The sequence below is a fragment of the Tateyamaria armeniaca genome (assembly GCF_045797845.1).
Lineage (GTDB): Bacteria > Pseudomonadota > Alphaproteobacteria > Rhodobacterales > Rhodobacteraceae > Tateyamaria > Tateyamaria armeniaca.
Genome location: NZ_JBHDIY010000002.1, coordinates 2,231,172 through 2,248,644, shown reverse-complemented (window position 1 = coordinate 2,248,644; position 17,473 = coordinate 2,231,172). Strand labels below are relative to the sequence as shown.

20 protein-coding genes are annotated in these 17,473 nt (G+C 61.8%); 7 read left to right on the top strand and 13 right to left on the bottom strand.

The window, feature by feature from the left end:
• Window positions 1-76 precede the first annotated feature (76 nt).
• The 4 genes from ACERZ8_RS11360 to ACERZ8_RS11345 form a co-directional block, all read right to left on the bottom strand.
• Window positions 77-1,693, bottom strand: coding sequence for an FAD-dependent oxidoreductase (locus tag ACERZ8_RS11360; RefSeq protein ID WP_407592302.1), 1,617 nt, complete (start codon window positions 1,691-1,693; stop codon window positions 77-79).
• A gap of 5 nt (window positions 1,694-1,698) precedes the next feature.
• Window positions 1,699-2,712, bottom strand: coding sequence for a YcjF family protein (locus ACERZ8_RS11355; RefSeq protein WP_407592301.1), 1,014 nt, complete (start codon window positions 2,710-2,712; stop codon window positions 1,699-1,701).
• Window positions 2,712-3,071 (bottom strand): GNAT family N-acetyltransferase, encoded by a 360-nt coding sequence (locus ACERZ8_RS11350; protein ID WP_407592300.1) that lies wholly within the window; start codon window positions 3,069-3,071, stop codon window positions 2,712-2,714. The genes ACERZ8_RS11355 and ACERZ8_RS11350 overlap by 1 nt, the downstream gene beginning before the upstream one ends.
• Before the next feature lie 85 nt (window positions 3,072-3,156).
• Window positions 3,157-4,569, bottom strand: coding sequence for a YcjX family GTP-binding protein (locus ACERZ8_RS11345; RefSeq protein ID WP_407592299.1), 1,413 nt, complete (start codon window positions 4,567-4,569; stop codon window positions 3,157-3,159).
• A 201-nt stretch (window positions 4,570-4,770) separates the two neighbouring features.
• On the opposite strand from ACERZ8_RS11345, the gene truA reads away from it, so the two are divergent.
• Window positions 4,771-5,550, top strand: coding sequence for a tRNA pseudouridine(38-40) synthase TruA (gene truA / locus ACERZ8_RS11340; protein ID WP_407592298.1), 780 nt, complete (start codon window positions 4,771-4,773; stop codon window positions 5,548-5,550).
• On the opposite strand, the gene ACERZ8_RS11335 is transcribed toward truA, so the two are convergent.
• The 5 genes from ACERZ8_RS11335 to ACERZ8_RS11315 form a co-directional block, all read right to left on the bottom strand.
• Window positions 5,547-6,050: a hypothetical protein gene (locus tag ACERZ8_RS11335; protein ID WP_407592297.1), complete on the bottom strand. Its 504-nt coding sequence runs from the start codon at window positions 6,048-6,050 to the stop codon at window positions 5,547-5,549. The two genes, truA and ACERZ8_RS11335, sit on opposite strands and share 4 nt — an antisense overlap.
• Window positions 6,047-6,262: a hypothetical protein gene (locus ACERZ8_RS11330; RefSeq protein WP_407592296.1), complete on the bottom strand. Its 216-nt coding sequence runs from the start codon at window positions 6,260-6,262 to the stop codon at window positions 6,047-6,049. Before ACERZ8_RS11330 ends, ACERZ8_RS11335 begins: the two co-directional genes overlap by 4 nt.
• Entirely contained in the window at window positions 6,223-7,686 is a 1,464-nt protein-coding gene (locus ACERZ8_RS11325; RefSeq protein WP_407592295.1) for a hypothetical protein, read from the bottom strand. The genes ACERZ8_RS11330 and ACERZ8_RS11325 overlap by 40 nt, the downstream gene beginning before the upstream one ends.
• 135 nt (window positions 7,687-7,821) lie before the next feature.
• On the bottom strand, window positions 7,822-9,057 hold the full coding sequence (locus ACERZ8_RS11320) for an acyl-CoA dehydrogenase family protein (RefSeq protein ID WP_407592294.1): 1,236 nt from the start codon (window positions 9,055-9,057) through the stop codon (window positions 7,822-7,824).
• Window positions 9,058-9,151: 94 nt separating this feature from the next.
• Window positions 9,152-9,982, bottom strand: coding sequence for a BKACE family enzyme (locus ACERZ8_RS11315; protein ID WP_407592293.1), 831 nt, complete (start codon window positions 9,980-9,982; stop codon window positions 9,152-9,154).
• A gap of 331 nt (window positions 9,983-10,313) precedes the next feature.
• Between ACERZ8_RS11315 and ACERZ8_RS11310 the strand changes: the two genes are divergently transcribed.
• From ACERZ8_RS11310 to ACERZ8_RS11290, 5 genes are read left to right on the top strand one after another with little or no spacing between them, the layout of a single operon-like run.
• Complete coding sequence (locus tag ACERZ8_RS11310; protein ID WP_407592292.1) at window positions 10,314-11,741, top strand: circularly permuted type 2 ATP-grasp protein; 1,428 nt, start codon at window positions 10,314-10,316, stop codon at window positions 11,739-11,741.
• 4 nt (window positions 11,742-11,745) lie between these two features.
• The gene (locus ACERZ8_RS11305; protein ID WP_407592291.1) at window positions 11,746-12,687 is read left to right on the top strand and encodes an alpha-E domain-containing protein; all 942 of its coding nucleotides are present in this window, start codon (window positions 11,746-11,748) and stop codon (window positions 12,685-12,687) included.
• 4 nt (window positions 12,688-12,691) lie between these two features.
• On the top strand, window positions 12,692-13,276 hold the full coding sequence (locus ACERZ8_RS11300; RefSeq protein WP_407592290.1) for a transglutaminase N-terminal domain-containing protein: 585 nt from the start codon (window positions 12,692-12,694) through the stop codon (window positions 13,274-13,276).
• Window positions 13,167-13,493: a transglutaminase-like domain-containing protein gene (locus tag ACERZ8_RS11295; RefSeq protein ID WP_407594249.1), complete on the top strand. Its 327-nt coding sequence runs from the start codon at window positions 13,167-13,169 to the stop codon at window positions 13,491-13,493. Before ACERZ8_RS11300 ends, ACERZ8_RS11295 begins: the two co-directional genes overlap by 110 nt.
• Window positions 13,494-13,552: 59 nt before the next feature.
• Window positions 13,553-14,290 (top strand): peptidase, encoded by a 738-nt coding sequence (locus tag ACERZ8_RS11290; protein ID WP_407592289.1) that lies wholly within the window; start codon window positions 13,553-13,555, stop codon window positions 14,288-14,290.
• A gap of 2 nt (window positions 14,291-14,292) precedes the next feature.
• Here ACERZ8_RS11290 and ACERZ8_RS11285 read toward each other — a convergent pair whose 3' ends face one another.
• Together ACERZ8_RS11285 and ACERZ8_RS11280 are read right to left on the bottom strand one after the other, a co-directional pair.
• Window positions 14,293-14,685, bottom strand: a complete 393-nt coding sequence (locus tag ACERZ8_RS11285) for a 5-carboxymethyl-2-hydroxymuconate isomerase (protein ID WP_407592288.1) — start codon at window positions 14,683-14,685, stop codon at window positions 14,293-14,295.
• 23 nt (window positions 14,686-14,708) lie between these two features.
• Window positions 14,709-16,154 (bottom strand): cobyric acid synthase, encoded by a 1,446-nt coding sequence (locus ACERZ8_RS11280; protein ID WP_407592287.1) that lies wholly within the window; start codon window positions 16,152-16,154, stop codon window positions 14,709-14,711.
• 86 nt (window positions 16,155-16,240) lie between these two features.
• Between ACERZ8_RS11280 and ACERZ8_RS11275 the strand changes: the two genes are divergently transcribed.
• Entirely contained in the window at window positions 16,241-16,390 is a 150-nt protein-coding gene (locus ACERZ8_RS11275; RefSeq protein ID WP_407592286.1) for a hypothetical protein, read from the top strand.
• Here ACERZ8_RS11275 and ACERZ8_RS11270 read toward each other — a convergent pair.
• Both ACERZ8_RS11270 and cobO read right to left on the bottom strand, forming a co-directional pair.
• Window positions 16,387-16,863, bottom strand: coding sequence for a metal-dependent hydrolase (locus tag ACERZ8_RS11270; RefSeq protein ID WP_407592285.1), 477 nt, complete (start codon window positions 16,861-16,863; stop codon window positions 16,387-16,389). The two genes, ACERZ8_RS11275 and ACERZ8_RS11270, sit on opposite strands and share 4 nt — an antisense overlap.
• Window positions 16,864-17,472: a cob(I)yrinic acid a,c-diamide adenosyltransferase gene (gene cobO, locus ACERZ8_RS11265; protein ID WP_407594247.1), complete on the bottom strand. Its 609-nt coding sequence runs from the start codon at window positions 17,470-17,472 to the stop codon at window positions 16,864-16,866.
• Window position 17,473: the final 1 nt, after the last annotated feature.

The window sequence follows — 17,473 nt, the reverse complement described above, 5'->3', positions numbered from 1 at the left end:
ACGTGGAGGGGCGCGCAAAAGGCAAGGAATTCCTGACTGTACTTCGCGCACCGAATTGGCCGCAGGCATGCCGGCTTCAGTCGTTGATATGACCCCAGACGGCAGACATCACCACCGATCCTTCGCCCACGGCACTGGCCACCCGTTTGACGGACCCCGCGCGCACGTCGCCCACGGCAAAGACGCCCGGGCGCGAGGTTTCGAATTGCGATCCGCCGCCAACTTCCGGCCCGGTGCGCACAAACCCGCGGTCATCAAGATCGACCAGACCGGACAGCCAACCCGTGTTCGGGGCCGCCCCGACCATCACGAACAGCGCCTTGGTGTCGATGCGCCGTTGCGTGCTGTCGGCGCTGTTTTCCACCGTCACCCCCTCAAGCAGCTCATCACCGTGCAGTTCGGTCACGCTGGTGCACAGATGGATGGTGATCGCCGGGTGGCTTTCAAGCCGTTGCAAAAGGTAGTCCGACATGGACGAGGACAGGCTGTCGCCGCGCACAAGCACATGCACATGGCGCGCCGTGCGGGCAAGGAACATCGCTGCCTGCCCCGCCGAGTTGCCGCCGCCAATGACGGCGACTTCGGCGCCTTTGCAATAGCGCGCCTCGACATCCGTGGCCGCATAATAGACCCCGCTGCCCTCAAGCGCTTCGAGGTTTTCCAGATCCATGCGCCGGTATTGCACGCCCGTGGCCACGATCAGCGCACGCGCCGACACCCAGTCGTCATTGTCGAGCTGGACATGGAACAGGTGCTTTTCACATTGCTCAAGATGGCGCGCGCGCACTGGCATGGCAAAGCGGGTGCCGAACTTCATCGCCTGCACTTCGCCCCGCCCCACAAGGTCACCGCCCGAAATGCCGGTCGGAAAGCCCATGTAGTTTTCGATCCGTGAGGACGTGCCCGCCTGCCCGCCGATGGCAAGGTCCTCCAGCACGACGGCGCACAGCCCCTCGGCCCCTGCGTAAACGCCCGCGGCCACGCCTGCGGGACCACCGCCCACGATGGCGACATCGAACACGTCTTCCTTTCGCAAGGCCAGATCCAGCCCAAGTGCCTGCGCAACACCGCGCGGGGTCGGCGGATCGATCACCTGATGCTTGGCCAGAACAACGGCGGGATGGGCGCGACTGATCCGGCACTGGTTGGCGAGATTGGCCCCCTCATCGCTATCGATCTCGACTTCGACAAAGGGAATGCGGTTGCGCGCGGCGAAACTTGCGATCCGGCGGACATCCCGGTCGACCTCGCCCCCAATCAGGGTCAGACCCCCTTCGGAGTTTTCCAGCATCCGGCGCCGCCGCGCAGCAAACACAGTGATGATGATATCCGACATCTCGGGGATGTCCGACATCAGCTTGAGCATGTCCTCACGCGGCACGCACAAGAGTTGCGTGTCCACCACGGCACGCGCGCCCATCAGAGTGCGCCCGCCATTGAGGAAGGCCAGTTCGCCAAAAAACTGACCCGGTCCCAGTGTGGCATTGCCATAGCGTTTGCCGGTTGCGGGGTTGATGGCTTCGGTTTCGCCGTCCAGCAGGTAGTGGAATGTATCGATCCGCTCACCCGCCTTCTGGAACCAGTCGCCCTGCTTGACGTCGATGATCGTACCATGACGGCGCATTGCGGCCACATGCTCATCGCTCAGAGGTGTGCGGACCATGGTGCTGAGGTCGGCGGCGAAGGTTTCCATAAGCGTCAGTCCTGTGGCTTGGGTGTCGATGAAGGAAGTAGCCCACCAAGGGCCTGTTTCACCAGTTGGCGGGCCTTGGGGCGTTTTCCCGCTTGAAAGGCGAGCGGGCGGCAGACTTCGATGGCGGCCACCCCTACGCGGGCTGTCAGCGCTCCGTTGACCAACCCTTCGCCAAAGCGACGTGAGAGCTTGCCTAGGATGGAGCCGCCAAGCAGCGGTTCCAGCATGTCATCCCCCACCGCCACGGCCCCGGTGGCCACCAGATGCGTCATCACGGCCCGTGTCAGGCGCCAACTGCCCAAGAGCCCGCCACGACCGCCATAGACTTCGGCAATGCGCCGGATCATGCGCAGGTTGGCCGTCAACGCGGCGGCGACGTCCGCAAGCGCGATCGGCACCAGTGCGGTGACGGTCGCAACCTGCCGGGCAGCCGCGGCGACCTCACGTTCTGCGGCGCGATCCAGTGGCGACAGCAGCGTGTCTTCGGCCAAGGCCATCAGACCAGAAGCATCCATCTGGTCACCACGCAGTTCGGCCAGTCGAGACCGCCCCCATTCGGTGTCCGGGCGGGTCTTGTAGAGGGCCACGAGCCGGTCGGTGACTGTACGCGCCGCCGAGAGGTCCTGCGTTTCAAGCGCCTCCGCGGCGGCATGGCGCAAACCGTCGATGCGGGTCAGCCGGTTGAGCGCGGCAAGTTCACGCAACGCAATGGCCAGCAGGATCAGAACAAAGGCCGCCGTGAGCCCTGCAAAGGCCCAGCCGACAAGCGGCGCGCGTTCGATCCAGCCGTTCACGAAATCCCATGCCGCCGCACTCAGCACTGCCGTCAGCAAGGCCCCGGTCACCGCCCAGAACAGACGCGCCAGACGCGAGGGTTTGCGCGCCATCGTGCGGGCCGCCATCTGCATTGCGGCCCCGGTTGGTGCGGGCAGATCAGTGTCCGGCACGGGCGGCGCGTCGCTGACGCGTGGGGCGTCAAGGTCGTCGAGTTCGATCAGAACGGGGCCTTTTTGCGCCATCACGACGTCTCCCTTTTCCACTCAAATCGCATGTCGGGCAGCCCTTCGTCATTGCGCGCACCGTCTGTTTCTTCGACCATTTCGAACCCGTGGTGCAGATAGAAGGCTTGCGCATCTGCATTTGATTGAAACGTCCACAGATTCAATTGCTTATATTGTTTCTTTAATGCACCAAGCAAAGCCGATCCAATCCCTGCGCGCCGGGCATGCCCAGCCACGTAAAGCGCATGCACTTCTTCGTTTTCACATGCAGAAAACCCGGCAACTCCGGTATCGATTTCGGCCACGCACACCCAGCCTTGATCAATCATATATCCTGCAAATCCAATATCTTCTGCGCGGGTGTGAATGCGTGGCATCCAGTCTGTCGTGTCGATGAATTCCGACAGGATGCCACCAACCTTGCCTGCATCCGTGCTGCGGGCGGGGCGCAGATGGGGGCGCTCACAACCGGTCTCCGATCAGGAACTCGGCGGCGCGGTCCATGCGCATGTGGGGCGGCCCGTCGCCGGGGCGCAGGGTCAGCGGCGCGGGGGCGAAACGCATGATCTGGTAATCTTCATCCAGCCATTTGTCCGCACCCGCCTTGGCCGGGGACAGGATTTGGGAGGGATCGTCTGGCAGCGCGCCGGGGTAAAAGGCCGCCTGTTTGCCCGTCTCAAGTAAGGTGCCGCGCACAACGTCCAAGGGCGCGCCTTCGTGGGTCATCGTGTCTTCGGTCGTGGCGCGCAGGGCGGCAAGCGCCAGCGCCTGCGTCTGCGCCCCGGCAAAGCGGGCGCGGTCGCGGGCCTCTCGGGTCAGCGCCTCCATAATCCCGGTGAGGCGGGCGTGCTGGGAATGGTGCAGGTGGTCGGCCTTGGTGGCCGCAAAAAGGATCCGTTCGACCCGTTTGCCGCGAAAAAGCTGGGTGAGGAACGCGTTGCGCCCGGGCCTGAACGCTCCAAGAATGTCGGCCATCGCGGCGCGCATATCCTCGACGGCCGCGGGCCCGGAATGGATTGCGCCAAGGGCATCCACCAACACCACCTGCCGGTCGATCCGCGAAAAGTGATCGCGAAAAAAGGGGCGCACGACCTGGGATTTGTAAGCCTCGTAGCGGCGCGCCATTTCGCGGCGCAGAGACCGGCGCGGGGCGTCCCCGGGTGGCAAAGGAGCAAAGGTCAACACAGGCGAGCCTTCGAGATCGCCGGGCAACAGGAAGCGGCCCGGGGTGCAGTCGTAAAACCCCGCACCGCGCGCGGCGTGAAGATAGGCGGTGAAGGCAGATGCCAACGCCTTGGCGTCCACTTCGTCAAGCCGGGCGGCACCGTCGGCGGCGTCAGCGGCTGCGCGATAATCGGCCCCAACATCGCGGGTTTCCAGACGGGCCAGCGTGGCGGCTGACCAGTCGTCATAGCTTTGTTCCATCAGCGCCAGATCCAGCAGCCATTCGCCGGGGTAGTCGATGATGTCCAGATGAATGGTGCGCGGGCCCTGCAGACCCGCGAGCAACCCGTTGGGCTTCACCCGCAGCGAGACGCGCAATTCGCTGACCGCGCGCGTGCTGTCGGGCCAGCGCGGCGGCTGCCCGGTCAGCGCGCCCATATGCGCCTCGTAATCAAAGCGCGGCACGGTGTCGTCCGGTTGCGGCTGCAGGTAGGCGGCATGGATGCGCCCTTCGCTCGCCGCCAGCAGATGCGGCATACGCCCCCGGTCCAGCAGGTTGGCCACGAGGGATGTGATGAACACCGTCTTGCCGGACCGTGCCAGGCCCGTGACACCCAATCGTATGGTCGGCTCGCCCAGCAGGTCGGCCCCGGTATCATAGATGCCCTGGGCCACATCCAGTACCCCGTCGGCAATTGTCGTCAGAACCACGTGGCACTCTCCATTGGCATTGCACCCCTACATAAGGCGGGCGGGGGCGCATCGCCAGAGCCGGTGGTGCGCGTGGCCCGTGCGGGAGGCTCCGGCGGGGATTTATTCAATCAGAGAAGGGCGGCCCGTACGCAGCTTCAGACGCTATTACGGGATCAGCAGGCGTTGAACGCGCGCGGCTTTGCGGCTATCGCAGCGGCCATGCCACGCTATGCGCTCAAAATCGAATATCACGGGGGGCCGTTTGTGGGCTGGCAACGCCAGACGGAACAGTCTTCGGTTCAGGGCGCCATCGAAGCAGCGCTGGCCAAGTTAGAGCCGCGCGCGCACAAGATCGCCGCGGCGGGGCGCACGGATGCGGGTGTGCATGCCCTCGCCCAAGTCGCACATTGCGATATGGAGCGAGACTGGAGCCCGTTTCGCCTGTCCGAAGCGCTCAATTACCATCTGCGCCGTGTGCCTGTGGCCATCGTGGACTGCGCCGAAGTTGCCGATGACTGGCACGCACGGTTTTCTGCCCGCGAACGGCGCTACCTTTACCGCATTCTGGTGCGCCGCGCGCCTGCGACGCACCTCAAGGGGCTTGTCTGGCACGTCAAACAAACCCTCGATGTCGCGGCGATGCAGGCGGGGGCCGCGCATCTGATCGGCAAGCATGACTTTACCACGTTTCGATCGACAATTTGTCAGGCAGACAGTCCCATCAAGACACTGGACCGGTTGGATGTGACCCACATCGAGGGCTCGCATGGCCCCGAAGTGCAGTTCGACGTGCGCGCGAGGTCCTTCCTGCACAATCAGGTGCGCAGCTTTGTCGGAACGCTCGAACGTGTGGGGGCTGGATCGTGGCAGCCGGATCAGGTGCGCGACGCCCTTGCCGCCCGCGAACGGGGGGCATGTGGACCGGTGTGTCCACCAACTGGCTTGTATCTGGCAGGTGTCGGCTATCCGGACGATCCGTTCGGCTCAGACCCCACTTAATCCAGTTCCATCAGCCCCGCCCCTGCCCCGCTGCTGCGCGAGGTGGCGCTGTCGGGCACATAGGTGCGCGCGGCAAGTGCTTGCATCTGGTCAAACAGGGCCGACCCGATGGCCACACGGGCGGGACGGGAACGCGCGCTCGGGTCGCTTAAAGAAAGGCGCGCATGGACTTGGGTGTCGCTGGCGCTGATCTCTGCTTGACAGGGCAGGCTTGCCAGCCAACTGATCAGCAGGGCGCGCCGCTCTGCACTCTCTTCCCGCACGCTGACCACACGGGGGGACAGAGACGCGTTTTCGATCATCGTTTCGATCTGGTGGGCGAGGGTCAGGATCGCCTTTGGGTCATTCAGCACGTGTGCCAGCGCCACCTCTGATCCGCCATCCGCCAGATGGCGCGTCAACATCGCCCCAAAGGCCAATGCCTGTGCGGGTGGCACTTTGGCGCCTGTCGCCGCCTTGACGGCCAAAGCCTGAATTTCCGTCCATGATCTGTCTGTCATTCCAGCACCGGCAACCACCAATCATCCGTCTCGGGCGACAGTTCATCGCCCAACGGGGCGCCCTGGGCCAGGGTGATCCGGGTCCACAGGTCAGACTTGGGGTCAAACTTTGTCGCTCCAAAGAAGCTGAGCTTGCACCGCAACATATCAATGGGGCGACACGTCGCAGCAATCAGGTTGTCGCGGATTTCGGCGTAGGGGTAACGCGCCAATGTCGCCACGCGGGTGACTGCGTGGGCATGTTCGGGATGATCGGCAAGGAACGCGGAAACAGGGCGATCCTGCGCGGGCAAACTTGTGCGCAGTGCCACGACCCGGCGCGCAACATCAAGGGGGTTTCCAGCTCAGCCCCGCTTTCGGCAAACCTGTCCCCCAACCGGGGTTCGAGTTTGGCCTCGCTCACATACCAGAAGCGGCGGCAGGCATCGGCATCTGCATAGTCCTGTTCCAGCGCCCATTGCCAATCCGTGTCGATGGCACGCCCCAGCGCATCCGTTCCCGAAAACGGAGTGGTCAGCGCCCCGAACGGATCACCCATACAGTCGGCCAACCCATCGACCTCATCGGGAAATGCCTCGATCAGAAGCGCGATCAGCAGTTCCTGCAAAGCGACGCTTTGGCGTTGTGCCGCGCGCCATAATGCGTCGATGGGCTGTGCATCCGTCAGCGCATCAAATTGGGGTCGAAAGGCCGCCCATTCCCGTTCAAGGTCGCGCAACGTGGCATCGTGATCCGCCGCCGGGACGTGCCATTCCGCGATGTGCTGCCCGGCGCGATCCGCAAGGCTTTCGATACGCGCGCGCCGCGCAGCACTCAGATGATCGAGTGCACGCACGCGGGCAAAGGCGGTTTCGCGCGCCAACATCCAGTTGTTGAAAAGTACGGGATGCGTGACAAGGAACGGCGCCATGCCAAGGCCCGTCGCATTGCCCACCCCGAAATGACGCGCCAGTCGGGTATCAAGGGGTGCGCCAGCCACATGCTCCACCAGATCGAGGGTGAAGTGTCGGATCAGGTAAACGGCCAGCATTTCGGCAGCAAACGCCCCGCTCAGGCCGGGTCGGTCTTCGATCAGGTGGCGGTCTGCGATGCCGAACTTGCCATTGCCATAGACGGCCGTTGTGCGCATCAGATAGCCGATGTCGCGGATCATTGCCGCGTCTGGTTGGTTGCCTGCCCTGAGCGCGCCTACCGTCGCATCCCACATCCGCACCGACTTGTTGGCGCGGCTCAGGACCAGATCGCGCGGTCCAAAACGCCCTGCCTCTTGCAGCGGGGCCTGCGCAGCAATGCGCTTGATTTCACTGACATTCGGCGTGCCATCATAAAGCACAAATGCAGCATCCCATGCGGTCGCGATCACGCGGTCGCTGCGCTGATCCGTCGGCAGATCGTTCGATATAGCCACGAGGGAATAGGTGTGTCCGCCCAGATCGACACTGTAGACGGCGCGTCCGTAGCCATCTGGCGTCATATCCCAATGGACACGCGTGATCACCGCTCGTTCCGCACACAGTCTGCGCACCAAGACCCGCAAAAAGCTGAGGCGCGTGGGCATCATCGCCCCCATGCGGGCAAGGCGCATGACCTCGCCCGGGGGGCGCAGGGGCAGCGTATCAGGGACGATATCCTTCATCCTTGCATTTAGCCGCCCTAGGGTCCGTACATGCAAGCGTTTTGCAGGCCGGGAACGGCTTCAAAACGACGCGGTCTGGACTTGAGCAGCCTCGTTTTGGGCGGACGAAGCTGGCGCTTTTGGTTATGCCCGCAATTAAACCGGCTGTTGGGTGTATTTCCTCAACTCGGCGCGCGCCACTTGGCGGCGGTGCACCGCATCCGGCCCGTCGGCCAGCCGCAAGGTGCGCTGATGGGTCCAGGCATGGGCCAGCGGTGTGTCCTGCGAAATCCCCTGCCCGCCATGCATCTGCACCGCCTCGTCGATGACCTTGAGCGACACGCGCGGAGCCACCACCTTGATCTGGCTGATCCATGGGGCTGCAGCGCGCGCGTCCCCCTGATCCATCATCCACGCGGCCTTTAGGCAGAGCAGGCGCGCCATCTCGATCTCCATCCGTGCCTCGGCGATGATGTCATAATTCGCGCCAAGTTGCGCCAGCGGTTTCCCAAATGCCTCTTTGGACAGGGATCGTTTGCACATCAACTCCAGCGCCGCCTCGGCCTGCCCGATCGCCCGCATGCAGTGGTGGATGCGACCGGGGCCAAGACGGCCTTGGGATATCTCAAAACCCCGCCCCTCGCCCAGCAGCAGGTTTTCGGCAGGCACGCGCACATCCGTGAACCGGATATGCATATGCCCGTGCGGCGCGTCGTCATGGCCATAGACCAGCATGGGGCGTAGCACCTCGATCCCCTCGCTGCCTGCGGGCACGACGATCATCGACTGGCGCTTGTGTTTCGGCGCCTCGTCGCCTTGGGTTTTGACCATGACGATGTAGACCTTGCAGCGCGGATCGCCTGCCCCACTGGCCCAGTATTTTTCGCCGTTCAGCACATAGTCATCCCCGTCCCGCACGCAGGACATCGAGATATTGGTGGCATCGGACGAGGCGACATCAGGTTCGGTCATGAGGTACGCAGAGCGGATTTCACCCTCAAGCAATGGCGCCAGCCAGTCACGCTTCATCGCGTCTGTGCCGTAACGCTCGAACACCTCCATATTGCCGGTGTCGGGGGCGGAGCAGTTGAACACTTCGGCGCCCAGCGGCGTCTTGCCCATCTCTTCGGCAAAGTGGGCATATTCGACGGTGGACAGGCCAAAACCCTTGTCGCTGTCGGTCAGCCAGAAGTTCCACAGGCCCGCCGCCTTGGCCCCGGCTTTCAACCCTTCGAGGATCTCGGTCTGGCGCTCGGTATATTGCCAGCGGTTGCCCTTGCCGACTTCGGCGGCGTATTCTTCCTCCAGTGGCATGATCTCGTCCCGGATCATGGCCGACACGCGGCCCAGCAGTTCTCGGTTTTCCGGGCGCAACGTGAATGACATGTCCATGGTGAAAATCCTCCCTGATTGCGTGCAAGTTGGCGGAATGGCGGGGCAGTGTCCACCGCGTGCGAGCACTGCGTTGCATCGAAAGGCTGAGCGATCAGGCCGCGCGCAGTCCCAAGATACTGCGCGCCTGCGCAGGTGTTGCCACGGGGCGGTCATGCTGGGCACAGATCCCGGCCAGTCGCGTGACAAGGGCGGCGTTCGAGGGTGCCAATGTGGCCTTGTCCCAACGCACATTGTCCTCAAGGCCGGTGCGCGCGTGCCCTCCGGCGGCCACGGCCCATTCGTTCAGCACGATCTGGTTGGCGCCGATACCGGCCGCACACCACGGCGCGCCAGGAAACAGGCGCTCGACCGTCTGCACATAGAAATCAAAGACAAAGCGTTCAGCAGGCATTGCATTCTTCACGCCCATGACGAATTGCACGTAAGGGGTGGCCGGAATCTTGCCCGCCTTGTGCATCTGCGCTGCCATCAGAATGTGACTGAGATCAAAGGCTTCGATCTCGGGCTTCACGTCATACTTCACCATTTCAGAGGCCAGCCAGTCCACAAGGTCCGGCGGGTTTTCGTAGACGCGGGTCGGAAAGTTATTCGAGCCCACGGCCAGCGATGCCATGTCGGGGCGCAAGGGCAACATGCCCCCACGTTCTGTGCCCGATCCGGAGCGTCCGCCCGTTGAAAGCTGGATGATCATGCCGGGACAGTGCTTTTCCACACCTTCCTTCAGGGCTGCGAACTTGTCCGGGTCGGAACTGGGTGTTTCATCGTCGTTGCGCACATGGGCATGGCAGATGCTGGCCCCCGCCTCAAATGCGGCGTGGGTGCTTTCGATCTGCTCGGAAATCGTGACGGGCACCGCCGGATTGTCCGCCTTGCGCGGCACGGACCCGGTGATGGCAACGCAGATGATGCAGGGAGCAGACATTTTGGCCTCGCAGTGATCGTTCCTTTTGCACCTTCCAGCATCTCTTGGCTCAGGTCCAGTGCAAGGGCGCGCTTGTGCCTTCCCGAACGTACCCGATTGGTGGGCGCAGCCTAGCTTTGGACACGGATGCTCAGCATATTGGCTCACATTCTAAATCAACACTTTGATCGAAACGATAGACACACAGACATTGGCCTGTCCGTCGCCACAAACTTCTACGGCTTTGATACCGCTGCGCAACTGCCTGCTTTTTATGCAAAAACACGCTGCGGCGCAGCAGCCAACGGCAACGCGGTTGCAGGCTGTTACAGACTATGTTTCCCTAGACGCCATGCCGAAGACACCAAAATATTTCGACGAGATGAACGGGGACGGCACAGCACCACGCGCGCCCTATGACGCATACAGCCAGTGGTTTGCGGGCGAAGACAACGCCCGACTTCTCGAAAAATCCGAAGAGGCCGAGGCGCTGTTCCGACTGATCGGGGTGACTTTCAACGTCTACGGCGATCCGGACGCGACCGAACGGCTGATCCCCTTCGATCTGGTGCCGCGCATCATCGCCGCGCGCGAATGGTCCATCCTGTCGCGCGGGATTGAGCAGCGGGTGCGGGCGCTGAACGCGTTCCTGCACGACATCTATCACCGTCAGGAAATTGTGCGCGCAGGGCGCATGCCTGCCGAGATGATTGCGCGCAATGACGCGTTCCTGCCCCAGATGATCGGGGTGTCGCCGCCGGGCGATGTCTATACCCATATCGTCGGCACTGATCTGGTGCGCACCGGTGACGACGAATTCTTCGTGCTTGAAGACAATGCACGCACGCCATCCGGCGTCAGCTATATGCTCGAAAACCGCGAGACGATGCTGCACATGTTCCCCGAGTTGTTTTCCAAGGTCAAAGTCCGCCCGGTCAGCCAGTATCCGCGTTCCCTGCGCCGCTCGTTGTCGGCCTGTGCGCCCAACGCCTGTACGGGGCGTCCGACGCTAGCGGTGCTGACACCCGGCATTCACAACTCGGCCTATTACGAACACGCCTTCCTCGCCGATCAGATGAGCGCGGAACTGGTCGAAGGGCACGACCTGCGCGTCGTGGACGGGCGCGTGGCAATGCGCACGACCCAAGGCTACAAGGCCATCGACGTCCTTTATCGCCGGGTCGATGACGAATATCTCGACCCGATGAACTTCAACCCCGACAGCATGTTGGGCGTGCCGGGCATCATGGATGTCTATCGCGCGGGCGGGATCACAATCGCCAATGCGCCCGGCACCGGGATTGCGGATGACAAGGCGATCTACAGCTACATGCCTGACATCGTTGAGTTCTATACTGGCGAAAAGGCGATCCTGAAAAATGTACCGACGCACCGCTGCTCAGACCCGGATGCGCTGAAATACGTGCTCGACAACCTTGCTGAACTGGTGGTCAAGGAAGTGCATGGATCAGGCGGCTACGGCATGCTTGTCGGTCCAGCCTCATCGAAAAAGGAGATCGAGGATTTCCGCGCCAAACTGACCGCAAAGCCCGACAATTACATCGCGCAGCCCACGCTGGCGCTGTCCACGGTGCCGATCCTGACCAAGGCGGGCCTTGCCCCGCGCCATGTCGATCTGCGCCCCTTTGCGCTGATGTCACCGGAAAAGGTCGATATCACTCCGGGCGGCTTGACCCGCGTGGCCTTGTCCGAAGGGTCGCTGATCGTGAATTCGTCGCAAGGCGGAGGCACCAAGGACACTTGGGTGCTGGAGGACTAGGCCGATGTTAGGAAAAACCGCAGGCGGCCTGTTCTGGATGTTCCGCTATCTTGAGCGTGCCGAAAACACGGCACGTATGATCGACGCAGGTTTGCGCATTTCGCTGACCCGGTCCAGTGCAGCCGAAAGCGAGTGGACGGCGATCCTGTCTTCGACCGGGTTGAGCGAGACCTATGCATCCCTGCACGGCCAGCCCAACGGGTCGAAAATCATCGATTTCCTGTTGCGCGATCCCGGCAATCCCGCAAGCATCATGGCCCAGATCGAGGCCGCGCGCGTGAATGCCCGCGTGGTGCGCACCGCGCTGACCCGCGAGGTTTGGGAGGCCGTGAACGAGTGTTACATCGTGCTCAAACGCCTGCTGGCACAGCCCGTCGCGGACCGTGATCTGCCCCGCGTCCTGCAGATCATCCGACAACGCAGCGCTTTTGTGCGTGGCGCATTGCACGGGTCGATGGTGCGCAATGACATGTACAATTTTGGGCGCATCGGCACCTTCTTTGAACGGGCCGACAACACCGCGCGCATTCTGGATCAGAAATATTACATCCTGCTGCCGTCTGTCAGGTTGGTCGGATCGGCCTCGGACAATGTGCAATGGGACACGATCCTGCGCGCGACATCCACGACCCGCGCCTACCAGACCCTGCACGAAGGCGAGACGGATCCCATGGCCATCGCCCGCTTTCTGATCCTTGATGGCCGCCTGCCGCGCAGCCTTGCCTTTTGCTATCGCAAGATCGGCGAGAACCTCGGGTATCTGGCCGAAGAATACAACACCCGTCACGAATGCCACGCGCTGGCCGACACGCTGTGCGCGCGCTTCAAGACCAAAGACATGAACGCCATTTTCGATTATGGCCTGCACGAGTTCATCTCGGACTTTTTGCGCGACAGCGCAGCGCTGGGGCGCCAGATCGAGATCGACTATAGGTTCAGCGAGTGAAAATATGCGCCTGAGAGTCGAGCACAAAACCCATTACACCTACAACGAACCGGTGCCTTACGCGCTGCAACAGGTGCGCCTGCGTCCTAAATCGCGCCCCGGCCAGACCATCGTGGACTGGGATATCGAAGTGCGCGGCGGACAGGTCGAAGTGGCCTTTGAGGATGAACATGCCAATTCCGTCGATCTGGTCAGCTTTACCCCCGGTGAGATGGAGATCGAAATCATTTGCCGTGGCACTGTCGATGTTGAGGATCAGGCCGGAGTGGTCGGCCCGCAGGGCGGCTATGTGCCCTTGTGGCTGTTTCAGCGCAGCACTGCCCTGACGAGGATGGGTCCTCAGCTTGCCAAACTCGTCGAAAGCGCCCCCACTGACGGCAACCCGCTTGAGGTGCTTCATGCCCTGTCTGCGCATATTATTGATGCGGTGCCCTATTCCACCGATCAGGTCGAGATCCGATCTGACGGCCGAAGATGTTCTGAGCGCAGGCCACGGCGTTTGTCAGGATCACGCCCATGTCTTCATCACCGCAGCACGCGCCATGGGTTATCCTGCGCGTTACGTGTCGGGATATCTGATGATGAATGACCGCATCGAACAGGATGCCACCCACGCCTGGGCCGAAGCGCATGTGCCTGAACTGGGCTGGGTGGGTTTTGATGTCTCAAACGGCATATCGCCCGATGCACGCTATATCCGCGTGGCCACCGCGCTCGATTACCGGGGGGCCGCCCCGATTTCGGGCCTGCGCTTTGGCAAGGCGGGCGAGGCAATGTCGGTTGCATTGCAGGTGCAGCAACAATAGAGCAATAAGTCGGTGATATCCGTGGCAACGACTCGATTGCACAAAAGGCACAAAACAACATGACATACTGCGTGGGGATGCGGCTGAACGCCGGTCTGATCTTCATGTCCGACACCCGGACCAATGCGGGTGTCGACAATATTTCCACCGTCAAAAAGATGCACACCTGGGAAACGCCGGGCGAGCGGACAATTGTGATCATGACGGCGGGCAACCTTGCCACCACGCAATCGGTGATCAGCCTGCTGGATGAACGCGCCAAGGCGCCCGAGGACAGAAACCCGTCGATCCTCAAGGCACCGTCCATGTTTCAGATCGCGCGCGAAGTGGGTCGGACACTACGCGAAGTGATCGAGGGGAACGCGACCACCGGGCAGGAAGCCGATGGCGCGTTCGGGGCCACGCTGATCGTGGGTGGTCAGATTGCCGGTGCGCCGCCGCGCCTTTTCCTGATCTACCCCGAGGGCAATTTCATCGAAGCCTCTGACGATACGCCCTTCTTTCAGATCGGCGAGGCCAAGTATGGCAAACCGATCCTCGTGCGCGCCCATGATCCTGAAATGTCGTTCGAGGACGCGATCAAGCTGCTGATGGTCAGCTTTGATTCCACGATCAAATCGAACCTGTCGGTGGGTCTGCCTTTGGATTACGTGACCTATAATGCCGACAGCCTGCGGATCGCCCATGCGGCACGGGTCGAAACGGACGATGCCTATTTTCAGACAGTTTCAAGCGGTTGGGGTGAGGCGCTGAACGTCGCCTTTGATCAACTGCCGCCTTTCCGCTTTTCCGGATAGGTTCAGTGCATGTCCGGCGGCAGGTAGTCCCGGATCGAACTGGCCTTGCGGCTGAAATCGCCATCGATCTCGCGCAATTCCAGTGACAGCATGAACGGGATTGAGACCATCAGGTCAGCAGTAAAGGCCCGTGCAGCCTCAAATACTGCGTCCGTGGCACGGGTTTTGGCCGAAGCGTCACGCCCGGCAGCCAATCGGATCGTGATATCGACAAAGCCGTGCTTTGGATCGCCATCTGCCACCACTGCATGATCCGCCGCATGTGCCCGCACCCGGATACCTGCCGGTGGAAACACTCCTGTGGCGGCGGCCGCGTCCTTCAACGCCACGCACAGAGCGTGCATGTCGAGCTGGCGTTCAAGATTGGCCGAATAGTCGAGGATGATATGGGGCATGAACGTGATCCTTGATGCGACGCCTAGCGGGCGCAAGCCAAAATTGCATCGACATCCAGATGCGCCTCAAGGTGATCAGCGAGCGCATCGAGCGTCGCCTCAACCGTTTGGCTGTAGGATGTCGTCGCTGCATCGACGTCAAAACCGGCCAGCCAGGCACGGCGAAAACCATCATCGCGAAACATGCCGTGCAGATAACTGCCCTGCACGCGTCCGTCGGCGCTCATCGCCCCTTCGTCCTGACCGTTGATACGGGCAAAGGGACGGGCGCGATCCGGCCCGTCGCTGCGCCCGATGTGGATTTCGTAGCCGTCAAAACCTTGCCCGGACGGAGCGTGCACAGCCTTGATTGTGGTCAGGCGCTTGTCACCGATCATGATTGTCTCGACATCCAGCAAGCCGATGCCGTCTGCCGATCCCGCCGCCCCCTCGATCCCGTCCGGATCGGCCACGCGTTGTCCCAGCATCTGGAAGCCCCCGCAAATACCCAGCACATGCCCGCCCCTGCGATAATGGGCGCGCACGTCCTCGTCCCAGCCCTGCGCCTTGAGGAAGGCCAGATCGCCCATCGTTGATTTCGACCCCGGGATGATCACCACGTCCGCATCAACGGGCAAAGGCTGGCCCGCATGCAGCATGCTGACCCGCACACCCGGTTCCTGCGCCAGCGGGTCCAGATCGTCGAAATTGGCGATGCGCGACAGTTTCAGACACACGATGTGCAGGCCCCCGTCACGGCGCGGCGTGGCGATGTCCAGCGCATCTTCCTCCGGCAGTTTCCATGCGTCCTGAAACCACGGCACAACACCGAAGCCCCGCCAGCCGGTGTGATCCGTGATCATCGCATAGCCGTCGTCAAACAGGCTGGGATCGCCGCGAAACCGATTGATGAGAAAGCCTGCGATCAACGCGCTATCCTGCGGATCGATCACCGCCCGGGTGCCCACGATCTGCGCGATCACCCCACCCCGGTCGATGTCCCCGGCTAGAATCACCGGGCAATCCGCGGCGCGTGCAAAGCCCATATTGGCGATGTCACCGGGGCGCAGATTGACCTCTGCCGGGCTGCCCGCCCCTTCGACCAGCACCAGATCATGTTGCGCTTTCAAACGATGGAAGCTGTCGAGAACGGGCGCCATCAATTCCGGCTTCAAAGCGGCATAATCGCGTGCCTTCACCGTCGCGACCCGCTTGCCCTGCACGACGACCTGCGATCCAACGTCGGTCTCCGGTTTCAGCAACACCGGGTTCATATCGGTGTGCGGCTCAAGTCCGCAGGCCATCGCCTGCAGCGCCTGTGCGCGTCCGATCTCGCCCCCGTCGCATGTCACGGCCGCATTGTTGGACATGTTCTGCGGCTTGAACGGCGCCACGGACAGTCCTCGGCGCAAAGCCGCGCGGCACAGACCGGCGACCAGCATGGACTTGCCGACATTGGAGCCGGTGCCTTGGATCATGAGAGCGGTCACAATAAGGTCTCTTTCGCTGCTCAGCATTGCCTGAATTGGGATTTAGGCAGGCATTCATCGCATCATACGGAAAGAACGGAAAGCCCATGCTGGATTTCACGAACACTCCCGAGCGTCGTCGCAAAGCGGCCCAGGCCCGCAGACGCAAAACGATGATTTATCTGGGTCTGGCGATCCTGATCCCTGCGGCCGCCAGTGCCATTGATCTGCAAAGCCTCGGGTTGCTGAACCTTTAGTCCGGATTGGTCTTGCGCACACGGGATCGCCCATACGCAAACAGAACAAGCGCGACCGCACACAGGGCCCATTCCACGGCGAAAGTCCAGTGAAAGAGGAATGACAACACCCAGTTGTCGTGTGTGGCAGGTACGACGACCAAAGGCACAGCCACATCCCATACCGGCCATCCCCAAGCGATTTTCCCAACGATGCTGTCCAACAGCAGGTGTAGGAGGGCTCCAATTGCGACACCAGCAACGGTTGGCAGTCGGGACATAGTGGCCACAAACAGCACCGCCGCCCAAAGCGCAGGCCGGTGCGTCACGTAGTTGTGGTGGTGCACCTGACCCTGATCGACCAGCAAGAACCAAAGCATATCCAGATCAGGCAGTACACTGCCAACGATAATCCCGGCAAACAGCACGCCAGCGCCCGCCGCCGACATTCCCCGTGCGGCGAGATAGCCCGCTGCGATGTGACCGATGATCACCTAGAATTCCACACCCTTCTGTGCCTTCACCCCGTCCTTGAACGGGTGTTTGACGAGGCTCATCTCTGTGACCAGATCAGCCGCCTCGATCAATTCAGGCTTGGCATTGCGCCCGGTCAGCACCACGTGCGTCATCCGTGGTTTCTGGTGCAGCAGGAAATCGACCACTTCGTCTATGTCCAGATAATCATAACGCAGGGCGATGTTGATCTCGTCCAGTAGGACAAAGTCGACCTCATCGTCCAGAATCTGTTCCTTCGCGATCTCCCAGCCCTTCTTGGCAGCCATGATGTCACGATCCCGGTCCTGCGTTTCCCAGGTGAACCCCTCACCGCTCACGAAAAACCGGCATTCATCCGGGAATCTGTCACGCAGGAACGTTTTTTCACCCGTATCCCAGTTGCCCTTGATGAACTGCACCACGGCACAGGGAATTCCGTGGCTGATGCAGCGCATGATCATGCCGAAGCCGGAGGAAGACTTGCCCTTGCCCGGCCCGGTATGAACCATGATCAGACCTTTTTCCTCGGTCTTTGTTTCCATCATCTTGTCGCGGGCCGCCTTGATCTTTTTCATCTTGGCGTTGTGGCGTTCGGTGATGTCGTCCATG

Bases quoted from the DNA above. Each gene is read 5' to 3' on its own strand.
- ACERZ8_RS11360 (WP_407592302.1), bottom strand. From the start codon at position 1,693: ATGGAAACCTTCGCCGCCGACCTCAGCACCATGGTCCGCACACCTCTG.
- ACERZ8_RS11355 (WP_407592301.1), bottom strand. From the start codon at position 2,712: ATGGCGCAAAAAGGCCCCGTTCTGATCGAACTCGACGACCTTGACGCC.
- ACERZ8_RS11350 (WP_407592300.1), bottom strand. From the start codon at position 3,071: ATGCCACGCATTCACACCCGCGCAGAAGATATTGGATTTGCAGGATAT.
- truA (WP_407592298.1), top strand. From the start codon at position 4,771: ATGCCACGCTATGCGCTCAAAATCGAATATCACGGGGGGCCGTTTGTG.
- ACERZ8_RS11335 (WP_407592297.1), bottom strand. From the start codon at position 6,050: ATGACAGACAGATCATGGACGGAAATTCAGGCTTTGGCCGTCAAGGCG.
- ACERZ8_RS11325 (WP_407592295.1), bottom strand. From the start codon at position 7,686: ATGAAGGATATCGTCCCTGATACGCTGCCCCTGCGCCCCCCGGGCGAG.
- ACERZ8_RS11320 (WP_407592294.1), bottom strand. From the start codon at position 9,057: ATGGACATGTCATTCACGTTGCGCCCGGAAAACCGAGAACTGCTGGGC.
- ACERZ8_RS11315 (WP_407592293.1), bottom strand. From the start codon at position 9,982: ATGTCTGCTCCCTGCATCATCTGCGTTGCCATCACCGGGTCCGTGCCG.
- ACERZ8_RS11310 (WP_407592292.1), top strand. From the start codon at position 10,314: ATGCCGAAGACACCAAAATATTTCGACGAGATGAACGGGGACGGCACA.
- ACERZ8_RS11305 (WP_407592291.1), top strand. From the start codon at position 11,746: ATGTTAGGAAAAACCGCAGGCGGCCTGTTCTGGATGTTCCGCTATCTT.
- ACERZ8_RS11300 (WP_407592290.1), top strand. From the start codon at position 12,692: ATGCGCCTGAGAGTCGAGCACAAAACCCATTACACCTACAACGAACCG.
- ACERZ8_RS11290 (WP_407592289.1), top strand. From the start codon at position 13,553: ATGACATACTGCGTGGGGATGCGGCTGAACGCCGGTCTGATCTTCATG.
- ACERZ8_RS11285 (WP_407592288.1), bottom strand. From the start codon at position 14,685: ATGCCCCATATCATCCTCGACTATTCGGCCAATCTTGAACGCCAGCTC.
- ACERZ8_RS11275 (WP_407592286.1), top strand. From the start codon at position 16,241: ATGCTGGATTTCACGAACACTCCCGAGCGTCGTCGCAAAGCGGCCCAG.
- cobO (WP_407594247.1), bottom strand. From the start codon at position 17,472: ATGGACGACATCACCGAACGCCACAACGCCAAGATGAAAAAGATCAAG.